General features: G+C 68.1%; 17 protein-coding genes. 7 read left to right on the forward strand and 10 right to left on the reverse strand.

What is annotated here, in order from left to right:
• The first annotated feature begins 7 nt into the window (after positions 1-7).
• Positions 8-1285 (forward strand): MFS transporter, encoded by a 1278-nt coding sequence (locus CGZ93_RS00770; RefSeq protein WP_229117102.1) that lies wholly within the window; start codon positions 8-10, stop codon positions 1283-1285.
• Between the two features lie 31 nt (positions 1286-1316).
• Positions 1317-2123 (forward strand): alpha/beta hydrolase, encoded by an 807-nt coding sequence (locus CGZ93_RS00775; RefSeq protein ID WP_094362240.1) that lies wholly within the window; start codon positions 1317-1319, stop codon positions 2121-2123.
• A 13-nt stretch (positions 2124-2136) separates the two neighbouring features.
• Here the strand turns inward: CGZ93_RS00775 and CGZ93_RS00780 are convergent, their stop codons facing one another.
• Genes CGZ93_RS00780 through CGZ93_RS00790 form a run of 3 tightly spaced genes read right to left on the reverse strand, consistent with a single transcriptional unit; the run spans position 2137 to position 7095 of the window.
• Complete coding sequence (locus CGZ93_RS00780) at positions 2137-4509, reverse strand: bifunctional salicylyl-CoA 5-hydroxylase/oxidoreductase (RefSeq protein ID WP_094362241.1); 2373 nt, start codon at positions 4507-4509, stop codon at positions 2137-2139.
• Positions 4510-4516: 7 nt separating this feature from the next.
• Positions 4517-6235, reverse strand: a complete 1719-nt coding sequence (locus CGZ93_RS00785; RefSeq protein WP_229117103.1) for an AMP-binding protein — start codon at positions 6233-6235, stop codon at positions 4517-4519.
• Positions 6232-7095 (reverse strand): acyl-CoA thioesterase, encoded by an 864-nt coding sequence (locus CGZ93_RS00790; RefSeq protein ID WP_094362242.1) that lies wholly within the window; start codon positions 7093-7095, stop codon positions 6232-6234. Before CGZ93_RS00790 ends, CGZ93_RS00785 begins: the two co-directional genes overlap by 4 nt.
• 66 nt (positions 7096-7161) lie before the next feature.
• Here CGZ93_RS00790 and CGZ93_RS00795 point away from each other — a divergent pair, with 66 nt between their 5' ends.
• A complete protein-coding gene (locus CGZ93_RS00795) occupies positions 7162-7566 on the forward strand; it encodes an acyl-CoA thioesterase (RefSeq protein WP_094362243.1) in 405 nt (134 codons plus the stop codon).
• Between the two features lie 271 nt (positions 7567-7837).
• On the opposite strand, the gene CGZ93_RS00800 is transcribed toward CGZ93_RS00795, so the two are convergent.
• Complete coding sequence (locus CGZ93_RS00800; RefSeq protein ID WP_094362244.1) at positions 7838-9508, reverse strand: indolepyruvate oxidoreductase subunit beta family protein; 1671 nt, start codon at positions 9506-9508, stop codon at positions 7838-7840.
• Positions 9505-11691 carry a thiamine pyrophosphate-dependent enzyme gene (locus CGZ93_RS00805; protein ID WP_094362245.1) on the reverse strand — a complete coding sequence of 729 codons (2187 nt, stop codon included), beginning with the start codon at positions 11689-11691 and terminating at the stop codon, positions 9505-9507. Before CGZ93_RS00805 ends, CGZ93_RS00800 begins: the two co-directional genes overlap by 4 nt.
• 145 nt (positions 11692-11836) lie before the next feature.
• On the opposite strand from CGZ93_RS00805, the gene CGZ93_RS00810 reads away from it, so the two are divergent.
• Positions 11837-12493 (forward strand): hypothetical protein, encoded by a 657-nt coding sequence (locus CGZ93_RS00810; RefSeq protein ID WP_094362246.1) that lies wholly within the window; start codon positions 11837-11839, stop codon positions 12491-12493.
• A gap of 51 nt (positions 12494-12544) precedes the next feature.
• Here CGZ93_RS00810 and CGZ93_RS00815 read toward each other — a convergent pair whose 3' ends face one another.
• Positions 12545-12958, reverse strand: a complete 414-nt coding sequence (locus tag CGZ93_RS00815) for a RidA family protein (protein WP_094362247.1) — start codon at positions 12956-12958, stop codon at positions 12545-12547.
• A 130-nt stretch (positions 12959-13088) separates the two neighbouring features.
• On the opposite strand from CGZ93_RS00815, the gene CGZ93_RS00820 reads away from it, so the two are divergent.
• The gene (locus tag CGZ93_RS00820; protein ID WP_094362248.1) at positions 13089-13499 is read left to right on the forward strand and encodes a cupin domain-containing protein; all 411 of its coding nucleotides are present in this window, start codon (positions 13089-13091) and stop codon (positions 13497-13499) included.
• Between the two features lie 31 nt (positions 13500-13530).
• Here the strand turns inward: CGZ93_RS00820 and CGZ93_RS00825 are convergent, their stop codons facing one another.
• The 4 genes from CGZ93_RS00825 to CGZ93_RS00840 are packed head-to-tail and all read right to left on the reverse strand — an operon-like array spanning position 13531 to position 18437.
• On the reverse strand, positions 13531-14409 hold the full coding sequence (locus CGZ93_RS00825) for a PaaX family transcriptional regulator (RefSeq protein ID WP_094362249.1): 879 nt from the start codon (positions 14407-14409) through the stop codon (positions 13531-13533).
• 53 nt (positions 14410-14462) lie between these two features.
• Complete coding sequence (locus tag CGZ93_RS00830; protein WP_094362250.1) at positions 14463-16079, reverse strand: phytoene desaturase family protein; 1617 nt, start codon at positions 16077-16079, stop codon at positions 14463-14465.
• On the reverse strand, positions 16076-17644 hold the full coding sequence (locus tag CGZ93_RS00835) for a flavin-containing monooxygenase (protein ID WP_094362251.1): 1569 nt from the start codon (positions 17642-17644) through the stop codon (positions 16076-16078). Before CGZ93_RS00835 ends, CGZ93_RS00830 begins: the two co-directional genes overlap by 4 nt.
• Before the next feature lie 10 nt (positions 17645-17654).
• Positions 17655-18437: an SDR family oxidoreductase gene (locus CGZ93_RS00840; RefSeq protein ID WP_229117104.1), complete on the reverse strand. Its 783-nt coding sequence runs from the start codon at positions 18435-18437 to the stop codon at positions 17655-17657.
• A gap of 160 nt (positions 18438-18597) precedes the next feature.
• Between CGZ93_RS00840 and CGZ93_RS00845 the strand changes: the two genes are divergently transcribed.
• Together CGZ93_RS00845 and CGZ93_RS00850 are read left to right on the forward strand one after the other, a co-directional pair.
• Positions 18598-19554 carry an AraC family transcriptional regulator gene (locus CGZ93_RS00845; protein WP_094362253.1) on the forward strand — a complete coding sequence of 319 codons (957 nt, stop codon included), beginning with the start codon at positions 18598-18600 and terminating at the stop codon, positions 19552-19554.
• A 61-nt stretch (positions 19555-19615) separates the two neighbouring features.
• Positions 19616-20389: a cyclase family protein gene (locus tag CGZ93_RS00850; RefSeq protein WP_094362254.1), complete on the forward strand. Its 774-nt coding sequence runs from the start codon at positions 19616-19618 to the stop codon at positions 20387-20389.
• Positions 20390-20547 lie beyond the last annotated feature (158 nt).

Below are 20547 nucleotides of genomic sequence, written 5' to 3' on the forward strand. Positions count from 1 at the left end.
CCTGCGAGTGCCCCCGACCAGAGCGCGCCTGCGATCGTTGTTCGCCGACACCCGTCCGCTGAGCGACGCCCGGTTCCGGCGGCTGTGGACGGCGAACATCATCACCGTGATCGGCGCCCAGCTCACCGTCGTCGCCGTGCCGGCCCAGATCTACGAGATCACTCAGAGCTCCGCCTACGTCGGCCTCACCGGCATCTTCGGGCTGGTCCCGTTGATCGTGTTCGGGCTCTGGGGCGGGGCGCTGGCCGACGCGTTCGACCGGCGCAAGCTGCTCATCCTCTCCACCGTCGGGTTGATCGTCACCAGCGGCCTGTTCGCCCTGATCACCGCCCTCGGCGTACGCAACGTGTGGCTGATCCTCACGGTGTTCGCACTGCAGCAGGCGTTCTTCGGGATCAACCAACCCACCCGGGCGGCGATCCTGCCGAGGCTGCTGCCCGCCGACCAACTGCCGGCCGGCAACTCGCTGAACATGACGGTGACGATGTTCGGCGCCATCGCCGGTCCGCTCGTCGGCGGGGCGCTGATCCCCGTGCTCGGGTACGCCTGGCTCTATCTGGTGGACACCCTCACCCTCTTGGCGACGCTCCGCGCGGTGGTCCTGCTGCCCGCGATGCCGCCGGAGCACGTCGTCACCGCTCCCGGAATCCGCTCGGTGATCGACGGATTCGTCTATCTGGCTGGACATCCGGTGCTGCTGATGTCGTTCCTGGTCGACATCATCGCGATGGTGTTCGGGATGCCGCGCGCACTGTTTCCCGAGCTCGCCCACCTCAGCTTCGGCGGACCGCTCGGTGGCGGGCTCGCGTTCGCGCTGCTGTTCGCCGGCATCCCCACCGGCGCGGTGCTCGGCGGGGTGTTCTCCGGTTGGGTGTCACGGGTCGAACGCCAGGGACTCGCCGTGGTGGTCGCCATCGTGGTCTGGGGCGCGGCGATGGTCGGCTTCGGGCTGGCCTGCTGGCCGGCCGGCGGACGCGCCCTGCCGTGGCTGATCGTCGCCTTCGTGATGCTGGTGATCGGCGGCGCCGCCGACATGTCCTCGGCCGCCTTCCGCACCACCATGCTGCAGGAGGCCGCCAGCGACGCGGTCCGCGGACGGCTGCAGGGGGTGTTCACCGTCGTCGTGGTCGGTGGACCGCGGATCGCCGACGTCGCGCACGGAGCCGCCGCCGCGCAGATCGGGGCAGTCGCGGCAACGATCGCCGGCGGAGTGCTGGTCATCGTCGGCACCCTGATCGCCGCCGCGGCCATCCCGGTTTTCGTCCGATATCGGGTGACCCGATAACCTCCCGAGCAGCGCCGCCGAGAGGGATGCGATGACCGAGCCGACCACCAGCGAGCACGTCGACCCCGACGACGAATACCTGCCGTCGCGCACCATCGCCCACAGCGGCCGCTACTACGAGCAATGGGTGCTCACCAGCGCCTCCGCTCGCCGCAACTATCCGCCGCGGGTGGAGCCCTATGACGACGGTGCCGACGAGGTGATGCACGTGTTCGAACCCAACCGATCGCGGGCGACCGTCATCTTCATCCACGGCGGCTATTGGGAGGAGTTGGCCAAGGAGGATTTCTCCTATCTGGCCCCGGAACTGCTCAAGGACAAGTGCCGAGTGGTGATCCCCGACTATTCCCTGGTGCCGACCGTGCGGCTGCCGCAGATCGTCGAACAGCTGCAGCGGTGCGTGGCGACCGTCGCCCGACGCTACGCCGAACCGCTCGTGGTGGCGGGGCACTCGGCCGGGGGCCATCTGGCGGCGATGCTGCACAGCACCGACTGGAGCGAGGTCGGTGACGAGGCCCCGGAGATCGTGGCGGGGATCGGGTTGTCGGGGCTCTACGATCTCGATCCGCTACGGGAAACCTCGCTGCAGCAGAACCTGGCGTTGACCGATGAGGAGGTTGCAGACCTTTCTCCGGTACGCCGCGCGCCGACCACCTCCGCCCCGTTCCTCACCGTGGTGGGGGAACTCGAGACCGACGCGTTCCACGGTCAGAGCCGGGCGCTCGCCGACGCCTGGGGAGAGGTGGTGCTCGGGCCGAACTCCCGCCCCGGGCACAACCACTTCACCGTCTGCGACGAGCTGCCCCGCCACGTCGCCGAGGTCCTCAACCGGTGCTGACCCTACGACTCCCTCAGTTGGCCTTTCCGGGGGTCCAGCGCACGTGGGTGGGCAGCTCCCCGGTGTCCTTCTCCTGGATCAGCGCGAGCCTGGGGCGTACCGCGTCGGTGCGCGCACTCGGCGGCTTCCGCCGTCCGGCACGGTACTGATTCGGCCACACCGCACCCGGACCGTCGTATTCCTGTTCGACCGCGGCGTGCAGGGTCCACTGCGGGTCATAGAGGTGCGTGCGGCCCAGCGCACACAGGTCGGCGCGACCGGCGAGCAGGATCGAGTTCACGTCGTCATAGGACGAGATGGCACCGACCGCGATCGCCGTCGCCCCGGCGGGAGCCGTCACCTCGTTGCGGATCCGGTCGGCGAACGGGGTCTGATAGGAGCGCCCGAACGCCGGCCGCTCGTCGGAGGAGATCTGCCCCGACGACACGTCGATGCCGTCCGCGCCGTGCTCGACGAAGGCGCGCGAGATCTCCACCGCATCATCGACGACGTTGCCGCCCTCGATCCAGTCGGTGGCCGAGATCCTCACGGTGATGGGCTTTTCGGCCGGCCACGCCTCGCGTACCGCGTCGAACACCTCCAGCGGATAGCGCAACCGGTTCTCCAGCGAGCCGCCGAACTCATCGGTGCGCCGGTTGGAGATCGGCGACAGGAACGACGACAGCAGATATCCGTGCGCACAGTGCAGTTCCAACAGGTCGAACCCGGCCTCGGCCGCGCGCTTCGCAGCGCCGACGAACTCACCCTTCACCCAGTCCATGTCCTCGCGCGTCATCTCGCGTGGCACCTGGTTCTTCTGGCTGTACGGCAAAGCCGACGGTCCGACGACCTCCCAGTTGCCGTCAGGCAGCGGGTCGTCGATTCCCTCCCACATCAGCTTGGTCGACCCTTTGCGCCCCGAGTGACCGATCTGCACGCCGACCTTCGCCTGCGAGTGCTCGTGACAGAAGTCGACGATCCGTCGCCACGCCGCGGTCTGCTCGTCGGTGTAGAGACCGCCGCAGCCGGGGGTGATCCTGCCGTCCTCGGACACGCACACCATCTCGGTCATCACCAGCCCGGCCCCGCCCATCGCCTTGCCGCCCAGGTGCACCAGGTGGAACTCTCCGGGCACCCCGTCGACGGCCGAATACATGTCCATCGGGGAGACGATGACGCGGTTGGCCAGCTCGAGCTGCCCGATCCGGTGCGGTTGGAACATCGCGGGGACGACGTTGCGCGCGCCCACCTGCTTGGCGAACGCCTCGTCCACCCGCTGGGCGAACTCGGGGTCGCGCACCTTGAGGTTGTCGTAGGTGATCCGCCGGGATCGGGTGAGCAGGTTGAAGCAGAACGGGATCACGTCCTGGTGCACGTATTGCCCCAGTTCCTCGAACCACTCCAGGGACGCCTGGGCGGCCCGCTGGGTCGACTCCACCACCGGTCGGCGTTCCAGCTCGTACGCCTTCAGCGCGGTCTCGATGGTGTCGTTCTCGTACAGACAGGCCGCCAACGCGAGCGAGTCCTCCATCGCCAGCTTGGTCCCCGAACCGATGGAGAAGTGGGCGGTGTGCGCGGCGTCACCCAGCAGCACCACGTTGTTGTGCACCCAGTTCTCGTTGCGCACGGTGCGGAAGGTGATCCAGCGGGAGTTGTTGGACAGGATCTGGTGCCCGCCCAGCTCCTCGGAGAAGATCTCGGCCAGCTTGGCGATCGACTCCTCGTCCGACTCGCCGGGCTTGTACTGCTTGTGCTCGTTGAGATCGAAGCCGGCGCGGCGCCACACGTCCTCGTGCATCTCCAGCAGGAAGGTGGACCCCTCGTCGGAATAGGGGTAGCCGTGGATCTGCATCACCCCCCACGGGGTTTCCTTGACGAAGAACTTGAACGCCTCGAACACCAGGTCGGTGCCCAACCACATGTACTTGCACTTGCGCCAGTCCTCGGTGGGACCGAAGCTGTCGGCGTACCGCGGTCGGATGATCGAGTTGATCCCGTCGCAGGCGACGACCAGGTCGTGGCTGGCGCTCAACTCCTCGACGTCGGGCGCCATCGTCTCGTAGTGCACCGTCACGTTGAGGTCCGCGCACCGCTTCTGCAGCATCTCCAGCAGTTCCTGGCGACTCATCGCCGCGAACCCCTGCCCGCCGACGGTGACCATCTCACCCTTGTAGTGGATGTCGATGTCGGTCCAACGGGCAAACCGGTCGGCCATCATCTGCGCGATCGCCTCATCGGCGTTGCCGATGCCGCCCAACGTCTCGTCGGAGAACACCACCCCGAACCCGAACGTGTCGTCGGGTCGATTCCGTTCCCACACGGTGATGTCGTGGTCGGCGCTCAGCTGCTTCATCAGCGCCGCGAAGTAGAGCCCCCCGGGGCCGCCACCGATGATTGCGATCTTCATTGGGTCCTCACTTGTTCTTGTCGGTGTCGGCCTCAGCGGCGAGTCGTTCGCGCAGCTTGAAGTGCTGCAGCTTGCCGCTGGGGTTGCGCGGCAGGGCGCTTACGAAGCGCACGTCCCGCGGATACTTGTAGGGGGCGATCTGTTGCTTGACGAAGTCCTGGATCTCCTTGCGCTTCGCGTCATCGCCCACCACACCGTCACGCAGCACCACGAACGCGCACACCACCGAGCCGCGGTCCGGGTCGGGTCGACCGACCACCGCCGTCTCCGCCACGTCGGGATGCTGGTCGACCGCCATCTCCACCTCGGGGCCGCCGATGTTGTAGCCCGAGGAGATGATCATGTTGTCGGAACGAGCCGAATACCAGAAGTAGCCGTCCTCATCCATCCGGAACGTGTCTCCGGTGAGATTCCACCCGTCCTGCACATAGTCGAGTTGCCTGTCGTCCTTGAGATAGCGGCAACCGATCGGTCCGATCACCGCGAGCCGGCCCAGCTCGCCGACAGGAGCGTCAATGCCCTCGGCGTCGACGATCTTGGCGCGGAAGCCCGGCACCGGCTTCCCGGTGGCTCCCGGGCGGATGTCGTCGTCGGCGGCGGAGATGAAGATGTGCAGCAGCTCGGTGGCGCCGATCCCGTCGATCAGCTTGAGCCCGGTGCGTTCGTGCACCTCGTGCCACACGTCCTCGGGCAGATGCTCTCCGGCGGAGACGGCCCGGCGTACGCCCTTCAGCGCATCTTCCTTGTGTTCCTTGAGAATCTGCCGGTATGCCGTGGGCGCGGTGAACAGGCAGGTGACGCCGTGCTCGGCGACCAGGTCGGCCAGCTCGACCGGGGTGGCTCGCTCGGTGAGCAACGAAGCGGCCCCCACGCGCAGCGGGAACACCACCAGTGCCCCCAGCCCGAACGTGAACGCGAACGGCGCCGAACACGCGAACACGTCGTCTGCTCTCGGTTTCAGCACGTGCTTGGCGAACGTGTCGGCATTGGCCAGGATGTCGCGGTGGAAGTGCATGGTGATCTTCGGCACGCCGGTCGACCCGGAGGTCGGACCGAACAGGGCGATGTCGTCGGAAGCCGTGTCCACGTTGGTGAACTCTCCTGACTTCGCCTCGGCCAGGCGAACCAGGTCGTCACCCCGGTCTCCCCCGAAGGTGACCAGCCGCAGGTCATAGTCGGAAGCGACCACGGCGTCCCGCAGCGCGTCCACGAACCGGTGGTCGCTGATCGCCACCACCGGCCGGGTGACCCGGATCAGCGGCTCGATCTCGTGCGCGCGCAGCGCGAACATGGTGGTCACCACCACCCCGCCGGCCTTCAGCACCCCCAGCCAGCAGGCGACGGTCCACGGGTTGTTCGGGGAGCGCAGCATCACCCGATTTCCCGGCACCACACCGAAATCCTCGGTGAGCACCTGCGCCACCTGATTGGCTCGGCGCTGCAGATCGCCATAACTCCACCGCTCACCGTCGGGGGTGAGCAGCGCCAGCCGATCGGCTCCGTGCTCGGCCACGGCCCGGTCGATCAACTCGCCGGCGGCGTTCAGCCGCTCCGGATAGTTGAGCTCGGGCAGCGTGAACTCGAGCCGGGGCCAGCGCTCGTCGGGGGGCAGGCTGTCGCGCGGGCAGGTGTCCTGATGGGCCGTCGGGTGGAGCTCCATTGCTTTCCTCTCGGTGATCGGGCTGGCCGCGGCCGGGGTCTCCGCCGCGGCCTCCGGTCGGGTCACGGCTTGCGGATCATCGCCTCCTGGGCGAGCGTGGCCACGAGTTCTCCCGCCTGGGTGAAGAATCGTCCCGTTCCGAGGCCACGTTGGCTGCCATAACCGGCGCACTCCTGGGCGTACGACAGCCACTGGTCGACCCGAGCCGGGCGGTGGAACCACATCGCGTGGTCGAGGGAGGCGGTGAGCGGCTTGCCCTCGCCCTCCCACGGCCAGTCGAGCGCGCGCAGGGTGGGCTCGATGATCGTGTAGTCGCACACGTACGCCAGCGCCGCGCGGTGCAGGTTGTCACCGTCGGGCAGCGGGGAGAACGACTTCACCCAGATCGCCTGGTGCGGCGTACGCTCCCCCTCGATCGTGAAGTAGATCGGTCCGGGGACGTGCCGCATGTCGAAGCTGCGGCCCTCGGAATAGTAGCGCGAGGCGGGGTCGTCGCGGCCGCTCAGGTATTCGGCCGACGACGGGAGCGATTCCGGATCGGGGAGGTCGGCGGGCATGGGCGGCTGGATCACCTCGCCCAGCTCCGGGGCGGCGTGGAACGAGGCCAGGCAGACATAGACGAACTTGCCGTTCTGCACCCCGCGCACCTGCCGAGTGGCGTACCCACGCCCGTCGCGCAGCAGTTCCACCTCGTAACGGATCTCGGCGCCGATGTCGACCGGGCGCATGAAATAGGAGTGCATGGAGTTCATCACCTTGTCGGGACACGACTCCATCGCCGCCATCGCCGCCTGGGCGACCATGTCCCCGCCGTACGCCTTCTCCCACGGCACGTATTGGGTGCGCGCGGTCCAGGCGCGGTCGAACAACTCCGGCTCCACCTCGGTCAACTCGAGAGCGGCCAGCATGATGTCGGAGGTCGGCATGTGACACAGGTTATTGCGGTAGAGTGACGTGCGTCAAGGACGTGTTACAACGGATGGAGGCGGGCGATGGCGGTGCTGGACGAGGTCACCGGAGCGCGGCACGTGATGACCCGGCGGCTCGCCTGGCACGAGACCGATGCGGCCGGTCACAACCACTTCGCCGCGGCCCTGCGCTGGCTGGAGGAGGGCGAACACGCTCTCTGGCGTGCGCTCGGCCACCCCGATCTGGTCGCCTCCGCGCCGCGGGTGCACGTCGAGGTGGACTATCGCGGCCGGATCTATTTCAACGACGAGCTCGAGGTCACCAGTGGGGTGCTGCGGGTCGGTCGCACCTCGGCCACCTTCGGCACGGTCGTGGTGCGCGACGGCGTCGTGGTGATCGAGTGCCGCCACACCGTCGCCCACTGCCCCGACCCCACCGCCGGCGCCCTCCCCTGGCCCGACGACATCCGCACCCTGCTCGCTGGCTGAGCCTGTCGAACCCCCACGCTGGCCGGCTGCACTGGGACACCCCCCACAAATGATCGGGCATCCGACTGATTCATCGGGCGGGGCAAATTGCGATCGGGCGGCCGAAATTGCCACGCCATTTCTACCGCCCGATGACCAGATGGTCCGCCCGATGAACCGTTCGGATGCCCGATCAAATTCAGGCGGTGCCACGCCGCGTAACAGTCCCCATCCTGACTGAACCTGTCGCGGCCGCCCCCTCCGTTGGCTGAGCGAGCGAGGAACGAGCGAGTCAGTCGACGTGGGCCAGGGCCGCGTCGCGTTGCCGGGCGAGCTGGGCGGCAGCGTCGGGTTGACCCACCAGCACGTCGGCCGAGGCCATCAGCTCGGCGAAGTGCTTCTCGCCGCGTTCCCAGGTTTCGCCGTACCCCTTGAGCACCCGGGCGCAGCACAGCACCTCGCAGGCGAGGTCATAGTCGGTCCGCGAGATCCGTACGGCGCGATCCAGCCAGGCGTCGATCTCGGCCTGCTCGTGCTGGAACCGCAGTGACCGGGGGCGGATCGGGCGCAACCGGGCGAGCGTCGACAGGGTCGTGAAGCCGACCACCGAGGTGGTGTTCACCACGATCCCTTTGTGCGCAAAGAAATGCACGAGCCTGCCGAACGCCGGACTGTCCCGCAGCGTCTCTCCAAGCTTCACCGGCAAGGTGTCGGTGATCTCCTCCAGTTGCGGGTGCAGGTATTCCCGGACCGCGATCGGCTGATCATCACCCGCTCGCGCCTCGTCGCGGATCCCGGCGATCCGCGCCGGGCGTACCTTCTGCAGGGCCACGTGGATCGTGTCCTGATAGCACATCCACAGCGCGATCCATCGGGCCGCCTCGGTGGTCAGCCGGGCCGGACCCTCCGGGTCGGTCTCATAGCCCTCGAGCCGGGCGACGCGGTCCAGATAGCGATCTGCGTACGCCGAGTCCTGATAGAGCGCGACCCGGGTGATTCCGCGCAGCAGCATCAACCGCGCCGGTTCCGGGTACGCCCGGGCCACCCGTTGGGCCTGGCGGGCCAGGCTGCTGCCAACCAACTGGGTCGGATCATCGTCGGCCAGCCGACGCAGCTCGACGTCGCGCTCGGCCTGCTTCTCGGCGGCCGTCCGGGGACGGGTCCCGATGGTCAGAAACACCTTCTGGGACGAGGTTTCCGTGGAGGGAGCCGGTTCCGCCTCGGCGCGCTGGGCGACGTCGAAGCCGTCGGCGAACGCGCGCAGCGACGCGTCCACCCCCTTGCCGGTGTCGCGGATCGTCTGCTCGAACTGCTCCCGCGTGAACGGCAGCGCGCCGGAACCGGCCAGCGCCCCGAACAGCGAGGCGCTGATCACGCTGCGCGCCTGGGTCGCCAGCGTGTTGAAGTCGGCGGCGACGAGGCGCCTGGCCGCCAGTTGTGCGCCCTGCAACAGTTTTTCGGAATCGACCCGGGCGTCCGCCGGGCCCGACTTCTCGGCGATCGAATAGACGCGGTTGGTCGAGGCGATCAGCGTGGTCCGGTCCGGGGTGACGAACCCGCGCTGGACGGCCCGGCCCGCCTCCATCAGCTCCGAGGCGATCACCACGTCCACCTCGCCCGGGGTGGGCATGGTGGACAGGATCGGCTCGGCACGGGTGACCGTCGCGACGGGTCCTCCGAGGGACGAAGGGGCGGAGCCCCCAGGGGTGTGTTCAGCCACCGAGGCAGCCGGGGGTGTGGGGGCGGAGCCCCCACGGGTGGGGTAGAGCTCGATGTAGTAGACGGTGGCTCCGGTGCGCTGGGCGACGCCGGCGACCGACGTGTTCTGGGTGGTCCAGCCCTGGGCGCGGGCGGTGTCGGCGATCCAGTTGGAGAGAACGCCGCCGCCCTCCCCGCCCATCGCCAGCACGGCGACGGTGATGGGCCGGAGCCCCTCGCTCCAGCTGCTCGAACCTCGGTTCATGCGTCGGCTCCCACGCTCAGCAGCGGTGATTCGATCCGGGCGGCGCGGTCCTCGATCCCCTTGCCCAGCACGGATCGCCAGCCTCGGCGTACCTTCGCCAAGGTCTGATCCACCACCGTCGGGTTCTGCACCACGTCGGTCCGATAGAACGACGGGCACAGCGACGCCGCATGCGCGTTGGCGCCGCACACCCCGCAGCCGACGCACGAGTCGATCACCGTCGCCACCGGGTCGATCCGCATCGGGTCCGGGTTGTCGGCGATGGTCAGCGACGGGCAACCGGAGATCCGGATGCACGCGTGGTCACCGGTACACGTGTCGGCGTCCACCCCGAACCGCTCGCGCACCACGCGCTTGCCGCTCTGCAACGCCTGTTGCCTTTGCGGCTTCTCACGACGCTGTTTGTTCAGCTGACACTCGCTCTGCGCCACGACCACCTTCGGACCGGATTCCTTGGTGGTCAGCGCGTCCACGAACACGTCGCGCAGCTCGGCCACCTTGAACGTGTTGCTGACGGTCTTCGCCCACTTCACCCCGACTCCGCGGACCGCCCGTTCGATCGAGTGCTGGGTGGAGCGGATCGGGTTCTCCGCCTTGGAGGACAGGATGTCCTGCCCACCGGTGGCGGCGGCGTACGCGTTGTCCACGACCACCAGCATCTGGTCGGACTTGTTGAACACGGCGTTTCCGACCCCGCTGGTCAGGCCGTTGTGCCAGAAGCCACCATCACCCATGATCGCGACGGTACGCCGGTCGGTCCCCTTCGAATCGAAGGCGGCCCCGCCGGCCGAGCCGAGCCCGTATCCCATCGTCGTCGCGCCCAGGTGGAAGGGCGCTCCCGAGCCGAACAGGTGGCAGCCGATGTCGGCGGACACGTGGTGCTTGCCGGTCTGCTTCTCCGCCAGGGTGAGAGCGGAGAAGATCGGGCGCTCCGGACAGCCGGTGCACAACCCCGGCGGGCGCGGCTGCACCACCTCCTTGGCCACCCGCTGGTGGAACGGGCTCGCCTCGTCGTCGGCGTCCCGCAACAGGCCAGGTCGATTGCGGATCAGCTCGGGGGCGTGCCGGTCGAGGAACGCCGCCACACCGCGCGTGACCACGGTCGGGGTGTATTCACCCGCCTTCGCCAGCAGGTCCTTGCCGTGCAGCACGGTGTCCACCCCGGCGCGACGCAGCACGGCGTTGAGGTTCTGCTCGATATAGTCGGGCTGCCCCTCCTCGACCAGCAGCACGGCCCGCTTTCCGCGGCAGAAGTCGATCACCTCCTCGTCGACGACCGGGTAGGTCACGTTCATCACATACAGCGGGACATCGGTGTCACCGAACGCGTCCGAGCAGCCGAGCAGCTCCTGGGCACGGTTGAGCGTGTTGTAGAGCCCGCCCTGCACGATGATCCCGACGTCGGCGGCGCCGTCGGCGAACACCTCGTTCAACCCGTTCTCCCGGATGAACTTCACCGCGGCCGGCCAACGCTGGTCCACCTTCTCGATCTCGTGGGCGAAGCTCATCGGGGGCAGCACGATCCGCGAACCGTCGGTCCGCGGTTCCGCCGCGGCCTCCTTGACCGTCATGATCGGTCGCCGGTTGTCCTTGGCCACAAAGGATCCCGTGAGGTGGCAGGAGCGCAGCCGCAGCTCCAGCATCACCGGGGTGTTGGACACCTCCGACAGCTCGAACCCCTTCTCGACCGCATCCACGATCGCGGAGATGTTCGGGCGCGGATCGAGCAGCCACATCTGCGACTTCATCGCGAACGCGTGGCTGCGCTCCTGCATGATCGAGGACCCCTCGCCATAGTCCTCGCCCACGATGATCAGCGCGCCACCCATCACCCCGCCGCTGGCCAGGTTGGCGAGTGCGTCGGAGGCGACGTTGGTGCCGACGGTCGACTTGAAGGTGATCGCCCCGCGGAGTGGATAGTGCACCGAGGCGGCCAGCATCGCGGCCGCGGTCGCCTCCGAGGCGGAGTTCTCGAAGTACACGTCGAGGTCGGCGAGGATGTCCTTGGCGTCGCCGAGCACGTCCATCAGGTGCGAGATCGGCGCTCCCTGATAGCCGCCGACGTAGGCCACCCCGGATTGCAGCAGCGCCTTGGTGACCGCCAGGATCCCCTCACCGTGGAACTCCTCACCGGCCCCCTTGTGCAGGTGCTCGACCTCCGTCGCGAAGGAGCGTTCAGCCATCGGCCCTCCCTGACCATTGCGCACTCGGGACGTTCGTCATCAAAGCAATGTAACCGCTGGCACGGGAGACCGATACCCCCGCAGTCGCAATCCGGACAGAACCCACAGATGTCGACTTGACCCGCGATTCTGTACATTCGACCCAATGAGCCGACGAATCATCGCGCTGACACTGGCGGCCGTCTGCGTCCTCCCCGGTTGCTCCCTGCTGGACCCCAACAAGGACAAGGGAGAACCCATCCCTGAGGGCCTGGTCGCCGAACCGGGCAAGCCGTCCCTGCCGGACCCCAGCGACCGGAAGTCCCCTCGCCCCAAGGACGAGGACGAGGCGATCAGCAACGCGCTGCGCTTCGAACTGGAGCAGGCGGTGCTCGAGCAGGCCGCGATCGACAAGCCGATCAGCTCGAAGTGCCGGCGTACCGGCGAGAAGACGTTCGACTGCACCGTCACCTTCGACGGCAAACCGGTCCAGCACAAGGTCGAGATCACCAGCCCGCCGAGCTCGATCATGCCCAACGGCGTCTCGCGACTGTTCAGCTATCAGGTGCACGAACGCGACGCCGTGGTGACGAAACGAGCCGTCCAGCTCGAGATGCTCAAGTCGGTCAAGGAATCGGCCAAGATCAACAACCACTACGGTCCGCCGCGCTGCGACGCAAACATCCCCGAGGTCACAGTGCTGTCGGAGAAGGGGGAACTGCCGGACGCGTTCTGCTACGCCCTCCCCAAGGGAGCGCTGGAGACGACGGAGAAGTTCTACATCAAGGCCAGTTCCATCGGTCCGATGGCCTATCACAAGTGAGCGGGCGTACGCCTGGCGGCTTCGTCAGGCTCAGCCACCGGAACGACGGAATCAGCCGGCGCCCGCGCCGGACCCGATCACGGCGACTCCCTTGATCTCGATCAGCGCCTCGGGCTGCCAGAGCCGGCTGATCCCGATACCGGCCATCGCCGGATAGTCGTTGCCTGCCATCTCGCGCCAGATCCGTCCGATCTCACGACCATTGGCCAGATAGTCCTCGACGTCGGTCAGGAAGATGGTCACGTCGACCAGGTCGCCGGGCTCGCCGCCAGCCTCACGCAGCGTGGTCAGCACGTTCGAGAACGCCTGGCGGAACTGCTCGACGATCCCGCCGGGGACGATGTTCATGTCCTTGTCCAGGGCGGTCTGTCCGGCCAGATAGATCGTGTCCCCCACCTTGGTGCCGTGGGCGAAGCCGGAGGGCTTGGGCAGGCTGGCCGGGTTGATGGTCTGCTTGCTCGGCATGACTCTCCTTCGTCGCAGAGACCCTGTTCAGTCAGGGCGTACCGTGATAATATTTCCAAAACATGACGATCGCAACACATCCGCAATATCCGTCGGACTCGCGGTCGCACGCTCTCGAGGAGGACGAGCCATGCCTGCCGTCACACCGCATGCCGATCACCTGAACGAACTGCCCCCACTCGCCTCGCGCTACGTCGACGTGGAAGCCCTGCCCTGGCAGCCGACCGCATCCGAGGGGATCACCATGAAGGTGCTGCTCTCCGAGCCCGAGACCGGGCTGCTCACCGCCCTGTTCAAGTGGGAACCCGGCGCCCGGCTCTACAAGCACGAGCACGTCGAGATCGAACAGACCTACGTGCTCGAAGGAAGCATCGTCGACGCCGAGGGCACCGCCTCGGTCGGCAACTTCTCCTGGCGACCCAAGGGCAACCAGCACGAAGCCTGGTCCCCCGACGGAGCCCTGGTGTTCTGCTTCTTCCTCAAGCCCAACAAGTTCCTCGAGGGCCCCTCGGCCGGCAAGGACCTCCTCCCCGAGGAGTGATTCCGACGCCGGCGAGGTGACTTCGACAGGCTCAGCCGGCGTCCGGGGCGAGTACGCCGCGGGCGTGCCTTTCGGCGAGAGGGGCGAGCCGCTGGTTCAACCCTGCAAAGAGATCCGCTGCCGCCTGACCGGGCCACGGGTCGGGCAGGTAGGCCAGCGGCAGTCCCGGATCGAGATACGGCAACCGTCGCCACTGGGTGATCAGTGGGATGTGGTCCCGGAACGCGTCCCGGTCGGTGCCGGCTCGACTCCCGGAGGCCCAGCGTTCACGCACCGGCTCCCATTTCTGCAGGAACTCCTGGTACAGCAGCGAAAGCGCCGGAAGGTCCCACCACTTCGCCACCTTCTGGGCCAGGTCGACCGGTCCGAGCGCGACCGAGGAGAAGAAGTCCACGTAGCCGTCGAGCCCGTCGCGTTCCAGCTCCTCGAACGTGGACTCGAACAGCCACGCCGGAGCCACCCACAACCCGGGGGTGACCGAGCCGAACCCCCGGTGGGTGAACAGGGTGCGAATCCGGTGGCGCAGGTGACGTTCCGACTCGGGCACGGTGAACGCGGCCAGCATCCACGGCTCGTCGACGGTGGCCCGGCGCGGGTTGAAGATCCGGCGGTCCCCCTCGGCAAAGACCCGCTGCAGGGCCGCGACCAGGGCGTACGCCGCCTGCCCGTCCACCCGCGTGCTGGTGAGCACCCCACGCTTCTTCAACCGGGACACCGAGGAACGCACGGCGGCGGATTCCGCGCCCAGGTCACCCAACAGGTGGATCAGCGACGACACGGCGATGCTGCCGCCGTTGGCGCGGCCATAGAGACCGAAGATGCTGACGATCAGCTGCTGATGCCGCGGCAACCCCTCGAGCCGGTCACCGCCTCGTTCGGCCTCCAATTCGACACCCGTCTCGACGCCCATCCCGAAACCCTATCGCGGGCGAGGGACGACCGTCGGCAGAAACGATAGACACGTCAGCGGGTGAACACCTCACGAAGCCGATCCCCCACCGGGCGGGCCGCCGCGATCAGCCCCTGAGCCGCGATGTGACCCGAACCGCCACCAAGCCCCGGACCCGGATGGGTGGCCGCGCCGATGTGCCACAGCCCCGGCACCTTCGTCCGGTGCCGCGAGGTGCGGGGGCCGGGCCGCCAGAGCAGGTTCTGGTCCAGCTCGGCGGACCCGCAGTAGGGGTCGCCGTTGGCGGCGTTCGGGTTCCACGCGGCCAGGTCCGTCGGCGCCAGCGCGACCACTCGGCGTACGCTCGCCCGCGTGCCGGGGGCGAACTCCTCCACCAGGTCGAGCACCCGGTCGAGGTAACCGTCGACCAGCTCACCGGTCCACCCCTGCCGGGTGTCCAGCTTGCCGGCGGCGTCGCCGACAGGAGCGAACGGGACCTCCTGCAGCTGCAACCACAGCTGCCCCCGACCCTCGGGGACGCGGCTGGGGTCGAGCAGGAACTGCTGACCGACCACGACCGTCGGCCGCCGCGGCAGCAGGCCCGCACTCGCTTCGGCACAGGCGATTCCGGTGGACGCCGAACCCGTGCTCAGGTGCACCAGCGGTGCCCCGGCGAGCTCACTCGCCGACCACTGCAACGGCTTGTCCAGCGACACGTGGATCTGCATCGCGCCGCGACCGAACCGGTACGCCTTCGCCTCCGCCCGCTCGGCGGCGTGACCGGTGCCCGGAAGCAGTTTGTTCCACAGCACATCCGGGGTGACCGAGGCGAGCACCGCGCGGGTCGCGCGGAGGCTCTCCCCGCCGGCGCTGACCCCGATCACTCGATCACCCGTGACCAGCAGCCGGTCCACGGTGACCCCGGTGCGGATCTCGACCCCGCGCTCACGCAGCAGCCTTTCCATCGCAACCACGAAATTTCCGGCTCCGCCCTCGACCACCGGCAGCCCGGCCCCGTGCATGGTGGCCGCCAGCAACGGCATCATCAACCCACCGGAGGCGGAGTCGGGGTTGAGCCCGGCGTGCAGCAGCCACGGTGACCACAGCTGGTCCACCTCGGCACCGCGGAAGTGGTTGGCCGCCCAGTTTCGGCCCGACGTCGCGGTGTCGCGGCCCCACGCCTCCAACCGCGCCTGGCCTCCGCGGCGCAGCAGCTTGCCGACCGGACCGAGCGCGGCCGGCGAGCGCAGCTCGATTCCCAGCAGGGCGCCGATCGCGTCGATGTCACCGCCCAGCCGGTCCAGCGCGGCGAGGTACGCCTGCCCGTCGGCCGGATCGGCGAATCCCTGCACGGTCAGCGCTGGGTCCCGGTGCACCACCGCCACCGACTCCGGTCCGAGCGAGCCGGTGAGCACCCCTTCGGTGTTGCGGTAGCGCAGTCCGTGCCTGGCCAGGTCGTCGCCGAGCTCGGCGAACGCCGCCCCGATGTGGAACAGCGGGTGCCAGCTCGAGAACGTGTCGTGCACGAAGCCTGGCTCGGTCACCTCGTCGGAGGCGATGAACCCGCCGATCCGGTCGTGGTTGTCCACCAGGCAGACCCGCCAGCCGGCACCGGCCAGCTCGGCGGCAGCGACCATCCCGTTGATCCCGGCACCGACGACGATCGCGTCGAAACCGTTGCCAGCGGTCATTTCCGACCAGCCCCCGCCGTCTTCTCGGTGAGACCGTTGGGATCGCGGGTCACCCCCACGTCCTCACCGGTGCGCTGACGATAGCGGGCGATCAGCTTCTCGGGGATGTTGCGATAGTCGCTGGCCTCCGGCGGCTTCAGCCACTGCTCGCTCTTCTTGGCCGGGGACACGTCCAGGCCCACGTCGGAGAGGATCTCGTCCACGCTGTGCATGGAGAACGGGATGATGTTGGTGCCGCGGGCGTGGTGCCCCTCGGTCCGCTCCGCCATCCAGCGCAGCCTTTCCGCGACCAGGCGGCGCCGGTCGGCGACGCTGGGCAGATTCAGCTCGCCCATCAGATAGGCGCCGATCCAGATCGCCGCGGCCTCGGCCGACAGGGGTGAGAAGAACGAGGAGTTGTAGCCGCAGAACGCCAGACCGCTCACCTCGTGCGGCAGGATCTGCCGGTACAGCTCGAAATTCCCGCGCTCGTCGGTGATCCGGTCCTGCAGTTCGGCCGACAGGAACGGCACCTCCTGGCGGAAGCCGGTGGCGCACACGATCACCTCGGCGTCGACCGTCTCCCCGGTGGACAGCACCGCGGCGGGATTCCCGTCGCGCACGGTCAGCTCCGTGATCTCGGCGTCCCGCACCACCCGCAGGTCACCCGTGGCCACCTTCTCATAGAACCCCTCGGTGACCAGGGAGACGGTCGAGCGGGCGATCCGCTCGAAGCTGCCGTCGGGGACCAGCCCGAGCTGGGGCAGCTTGAGCTGCTTGGTGACGACCGACTGGACGCTGCCGAGCATCGACTCGGTGACCGGCTTTCCCCTGCCGTGCATGAACTTCTCGACACCCTTGAGGTGCTGATACTCGAACAGCGCCTCCCCCATCCGGGTCAGCATCAGGTGCTTGAAGTTGAGCACGCCCATAATCATCCGCGGCATCTTCCACAGCAGCTGACGGGCCACCACGGTGGTGCTCGCCGCACCTTCGGACAGTGACACGGCCACGTCGCAGGCCGACTTGCCATAGCCGACGACGACCAGCTTGCGGTGGCGTACGTCGTCGAGGGAGTGCACCTCGCTCGGGGCGCAGACTCGACCGCCCGCGGCCTCGAATTCCGCGCGACCGTTCCAGTTCGGGATGAACGGCGTGCAGAAGATGCCGTTGGCGACCACCACGAAGTCGAACTCCTCGGTCTGCTCGGCGCCGTCCTCGCCGACCTGCCGGGTGGTCACCCGCCACCCCACACCCTCACCGGTGGGTTCCTGATCGGCATGCACCACCTCGGTGGACAGCCGCAGGAACGGTACCAACCCGAACATGGTGGCGTACCCCTCGAGGTAGGCCTGAACCTGTTGCCCGCTGGGCCATTCCGGATAACTGGCGGGCATCTTCAGGTCGGACAGATAGTAGGTGTCCTTGTTGTTCTGCGTGCACAGGCCGGGATAGCGGCGGGTGCGGCTCCACACCCCGCCGACGTCGGGGCACTTCTCGAAGATGGTGACCTGGTGGCCGAAGTCGCGCAGGTGCTTGCCTGCGGCCAGGCCGGCGAACCCGGCCCCGATGATGGCGATCCTCATGACGGAGTCCTCACTCGCTCAGCTGTGGGATGGCGGGCACGGCCTGTTCCGGACCCATCGCGGAATAGCCGCCGTCGGCGGCCCAGTCGGCGCCGGTGACCACCGACGCCGCATCGCTGACCAGGAAGGCGACCACCCGGCCGACCTCGATCGGGTCGCCGACCCGGCCGGTCAGGTGGAAGGGTGCTGCCACCCGGTCGGTCTTGGCGCGGTCGCCCTCGGACAGGGTGTCCATCACCTTCGACCAGGTCCAGCCCGGGCTGACCGAGTTGACCCGGATCCGGTCGCCGGCGAGGTCCATCGCCATCGACCGGGTGAGCTGGACCAGGGTCGCCTTGCTGGCGGGATAGACCCAACGTCCGGTCTGCGCGACCGACGACGAGATGGAGGTGAAGTTGACCACCGCACCGTGTCCGCTGGCGGCCAGCTTGGCCCGGGCGATCCGGGTCAGCTGCACCGCGGAGAACACGTTGACGTCGAAGGCGGTGATCCAGTCGTGCCGGCTGGTCTCGGCGCCCTCGTCGAGATAGCTGCAGGCCAGGTTGACCAGGCAGTCGATCCGCTCGACGCCGGCCACCAGTTCGGTGAGCGCCGCGTCGTCGGTGATGTCGGTCTGCGCGAAGCGGATCCCGAGTTCATCGACCAGTGGCTGGGCCCCTTCGGCGTCGATGTCGGCGACCACGACGTCCGCTCCCGCCTCGCACAGCGCACGCACCACTCCGTGTCCGACCAGGGTCGCCCCGCCGGTCACGATGGCCGTACGCCCGGCCAACGGCTTTTCGCTCATTCCCATGGCACCGGGACGCTAGGTCGACACCGACCCCGCGGCTATCCGAATTGCGACAGCTCCCGTGAATGGATGTCGGAATTTTGTCGGTGGTCTCCACAACGACACACATGCCGCCTAGATTTATGACCCAGCCCACGCAACGGAGCCGAGGCAAGGAGGGAACATGAGCACGACCACCCCGGTGCGCCGACGCCTGCACACCCGCGACGTGGATCGCGCCCGCACCGAGATCGGTCAGCTGTTCTGCCCGCACGAGCTGCGTCCGGGCAGGAGCGGTGTCGACGTCCGACTGGCCGCCCATCGCAGCGGTCCGGTCGGCGTGGTCGGCCTCGACTACGGCCACCTGGTGCGGATCACCCCCGGCGCCCTGGAGACGTTCTATCTGGTGATGGTGCCGCTGGGCGGGAGGGCACGGATCGATCACGGGAACGACCGGATCGTGTCGGATCCGAGTGTGGCCGCGGTGCTGTCGCCGGTGGAACAGGTCGACATGCTGTGGGGCGAACGAAACCCGCAATTGCTGTGCTGGTTGGAACGTTCGGCGATTGAGCGGGAGGTGGCGCTGCTCACCGACGGATCGGTGAGCGGCCCGGTGCGGTTCCAGACCGAGTTGCGGATCAACCAGCCCGGCGTACGCCCGTGGCTCGCCCAGGTGCGCCGGCTGTGGCAGGAGCTCTCCCGTGACCAGGCGCAGGTGCGGCACTGGGAGCGCAGCGTGCTGACGAGCCTGCTGACGACCCAACCGCACAATCATTCGGTGGCGATCAGTCACGCGGGTGGTGATGCGGCGACGGTGCGCCGGGCCACGGCGTGGATGGAGGCGCGGATCGGGCAGGCGATCAGCATGCCTCAGGTCGCGGCAAGCGTCGGAGTCGGCGTACGCCAACTGCAGAAGGCTTTCCGAGCGGAGCTTGACGACTCCCCCGCTGCCTGGCTGAAACAGCGCCGGATGATATTGGCCCGGGAGCGGTTGCAGGCCGCGCTGCCCGGCAGTACCACCGTCACTTCGATCGCGAGCGGGCTGTCAATCAACCACCTGGGGCGGTTCTCCACCGAGTATCGCGAAGCGTTCGGCGAGTCCCCCTCCGACACCTTGAACCGACTGCCGGCGATCGCCTGAGGCGTACGCCGTTTGTCACCCGCGCGCACAGTCGCGCTCGACCGAAAACCGAAGGAGAACCATGAGCATCCTGTCCCAGCTGTCCGAGGCGATCAGCACCGGCACCATCGAGGTCATCGACCTGACCTCGCCGCTGTCCTCGGAGACGCCGATCCTGCAGCTGCCGCCGGAGTTCGGCCAGACGTGGCCGTTTCAGTTGGAGCTGATCAGCGACTGCGACGACGCCGGGCCGGGCTGGTACTGGAACAACTTCCGCACCGGTGAGCACACCGGCACCCACTTCGACGCGCCGAACCACTGGGTGACCGGTCGGGACAAGGAGGACATCGCCTCGGTGGCGCCCAACAAGCTGCTCCGCCCGGCCGCGGTGATCGACGTGACCGGTGAGGTGGAGTCCGATGTCGACTTCATGCTGACCGTCGACCACGTGAAGGCGTGGGAGGCCGAGCACGGTCCGCTGCCCGACGGCGGTTGGCTGATCGTGCGGACCGGGTGGGCGCCGCGCACCTATGACCAGGACGAGGCGCTCGGCAACAGCGAGACCGGGCCGCACTCACCGGGGATGACCGCCGAGTGCGCGAAGTGGTTGGCCGAGGAGACCCCGATCCAGGGCGTCGGCGTGGAGACCGTCGGCACCGACGGCGGGATCGCGCACTCGTTCGACCCGGCGTTCCCGTGCCACGCGTTCATGCTCGGGGCGGGGAAATATGGGATCACCCAGCTGAAGAACGTGGACAAGCTGCCGCCGACCGGGGCGATGATCGTCGCCACCCCGCTGCCGATCGTGAACGGCTCCGGCTCACCAGCCCGGGTGCTGGCGCTGGTCGAGCGCTGATCAGGCGTACGGCACTGACGGGTTGCTCCATCAGCTGATCAAGGATCGCGCGCTGGGCAATCAGGATTCCCACGCCGAGCAGGCACCATATTGCTTGGTCCCACCCAATCACCCGAACGGTCCAGTCCGGCGGAGCTGGGGCAGGCGACGCGGGCGTC

This window comes from Enemella dayhoffiae (assembly GCF_002250625.1).
Lineage (GTDB): Bacteria > Actinomycetota > Actinomycetes > Propionibacteriales > Propionibacteriaceae > Enemella > Enemella dayhoffiae.

Bases quoted from the DNA above. Each gene is read 5' to 3' on its own strand.
- CGZ93_RS00825 (WP_094362249.1), bottom strand. From the start codon at position 14,409: ATGGGCGTCGAGACGGGTGTCGAATTGGAGGCCGAACGAGGCGGTGAC.
- CGZ93_RS00830 (WP_094362250.1), bottom strand. From the start codon at position 16,079: ATGACCGCTGGCAACGGTTTCGACGCGATCGTCGTCGGTGCCGGGATC.
- CGZ93_RS00800 (WP_094362244.1), bottom strand. From the start codon at position 9,508: ATGAACCGAGGTTCGAGCAGCTGGAGCGAGGGGCTCCGGCCCATCACC.
- CGZ93_RS00815 (WP_094362247.1), bottom strand. From the start codon at position 12,958: ATGCCGAGCAAGCAGACCATCAACCCGGCCAGCCTGCCCAAGCCCTCC.
- CGZ93_RS00820 (WP_094362248.1), top strand. From the start codon at position 13,089: ATGCCTGCCGTCACACCGCATGCCGATCACCTGAACGAACTGCCCCCA.
- CGZ93_RS00780 (WP_094362241.1), bottom strand. From the start codon at position 4,509: ATGAAGATCGCAATCATCGGTGGCGGCCCCGGGGGGCTCTACTTCGCG.
- CGZ93_RS00850 (WP_094362254.1), top strand. From the start codon at position 19,616: ATGAGCATCCTGTCCCAGCTGTCCGAGGCGATCAGCACCGGCACCATC.
- CGZ93_RS00795 (WP_094362243.1), top strand. From the start codon at position 7,162: ATGGCGGTGCTGGACGAGGTCACCGGAGCGCGGCACGTGATGACCCGG.
- CGZ93_RS00790 (WP_094362242.1), bottom strand. From the start codon at position 7,095: ATGCCGACCTCCGACATCATGCTGGCCGCTCTCGAGTTGACCGAGGTG.
- CGZ93_RS00835 (WP_094362251.1), bottom strand. From the start codon at position 17,644: ATGAGGATCGCCATCATCGGGGCCGGGTTCGCCGGCCTGGCCGCAGGC.
- CGZ93_RS00810 (WP_094362246.1), top strand. From the start codon at position 11,837: ATGAGCCGACGAATCATCGCGCTGACACTGGCGGCCGTCTGCGTCCTC.
- CGZ93_RS00805 (WP_094362245.1), bottom strand. From the start codon at position 11,691: ATGGCTGAACGCTCCTTCGCGACGGAGGTCGAGCACCTGCACAAGGGG.
- CGZ93_RS00845 (WP_094362253.1), top strand. From the start codon at position 18,598: ATGAGCACGACCACCCCGGTGCGCCGACGCCTGCACACCCGCGACGTG.
- CGZ93_RS00840 (WP_229117104.1), bottom strand. From the start codon at position 18,437: ATGGGAATGAGCGAAAAGCCGTTGGCCGGGCGTACGGCCATCGTGACC.
- CGZ93_RS00775 (WP_094362240.1), top strand. From the start codon at position 1,317: ATGACCGAGCCGACCACCAGCGAGCACGTCGACCCCGACGACGAATAC.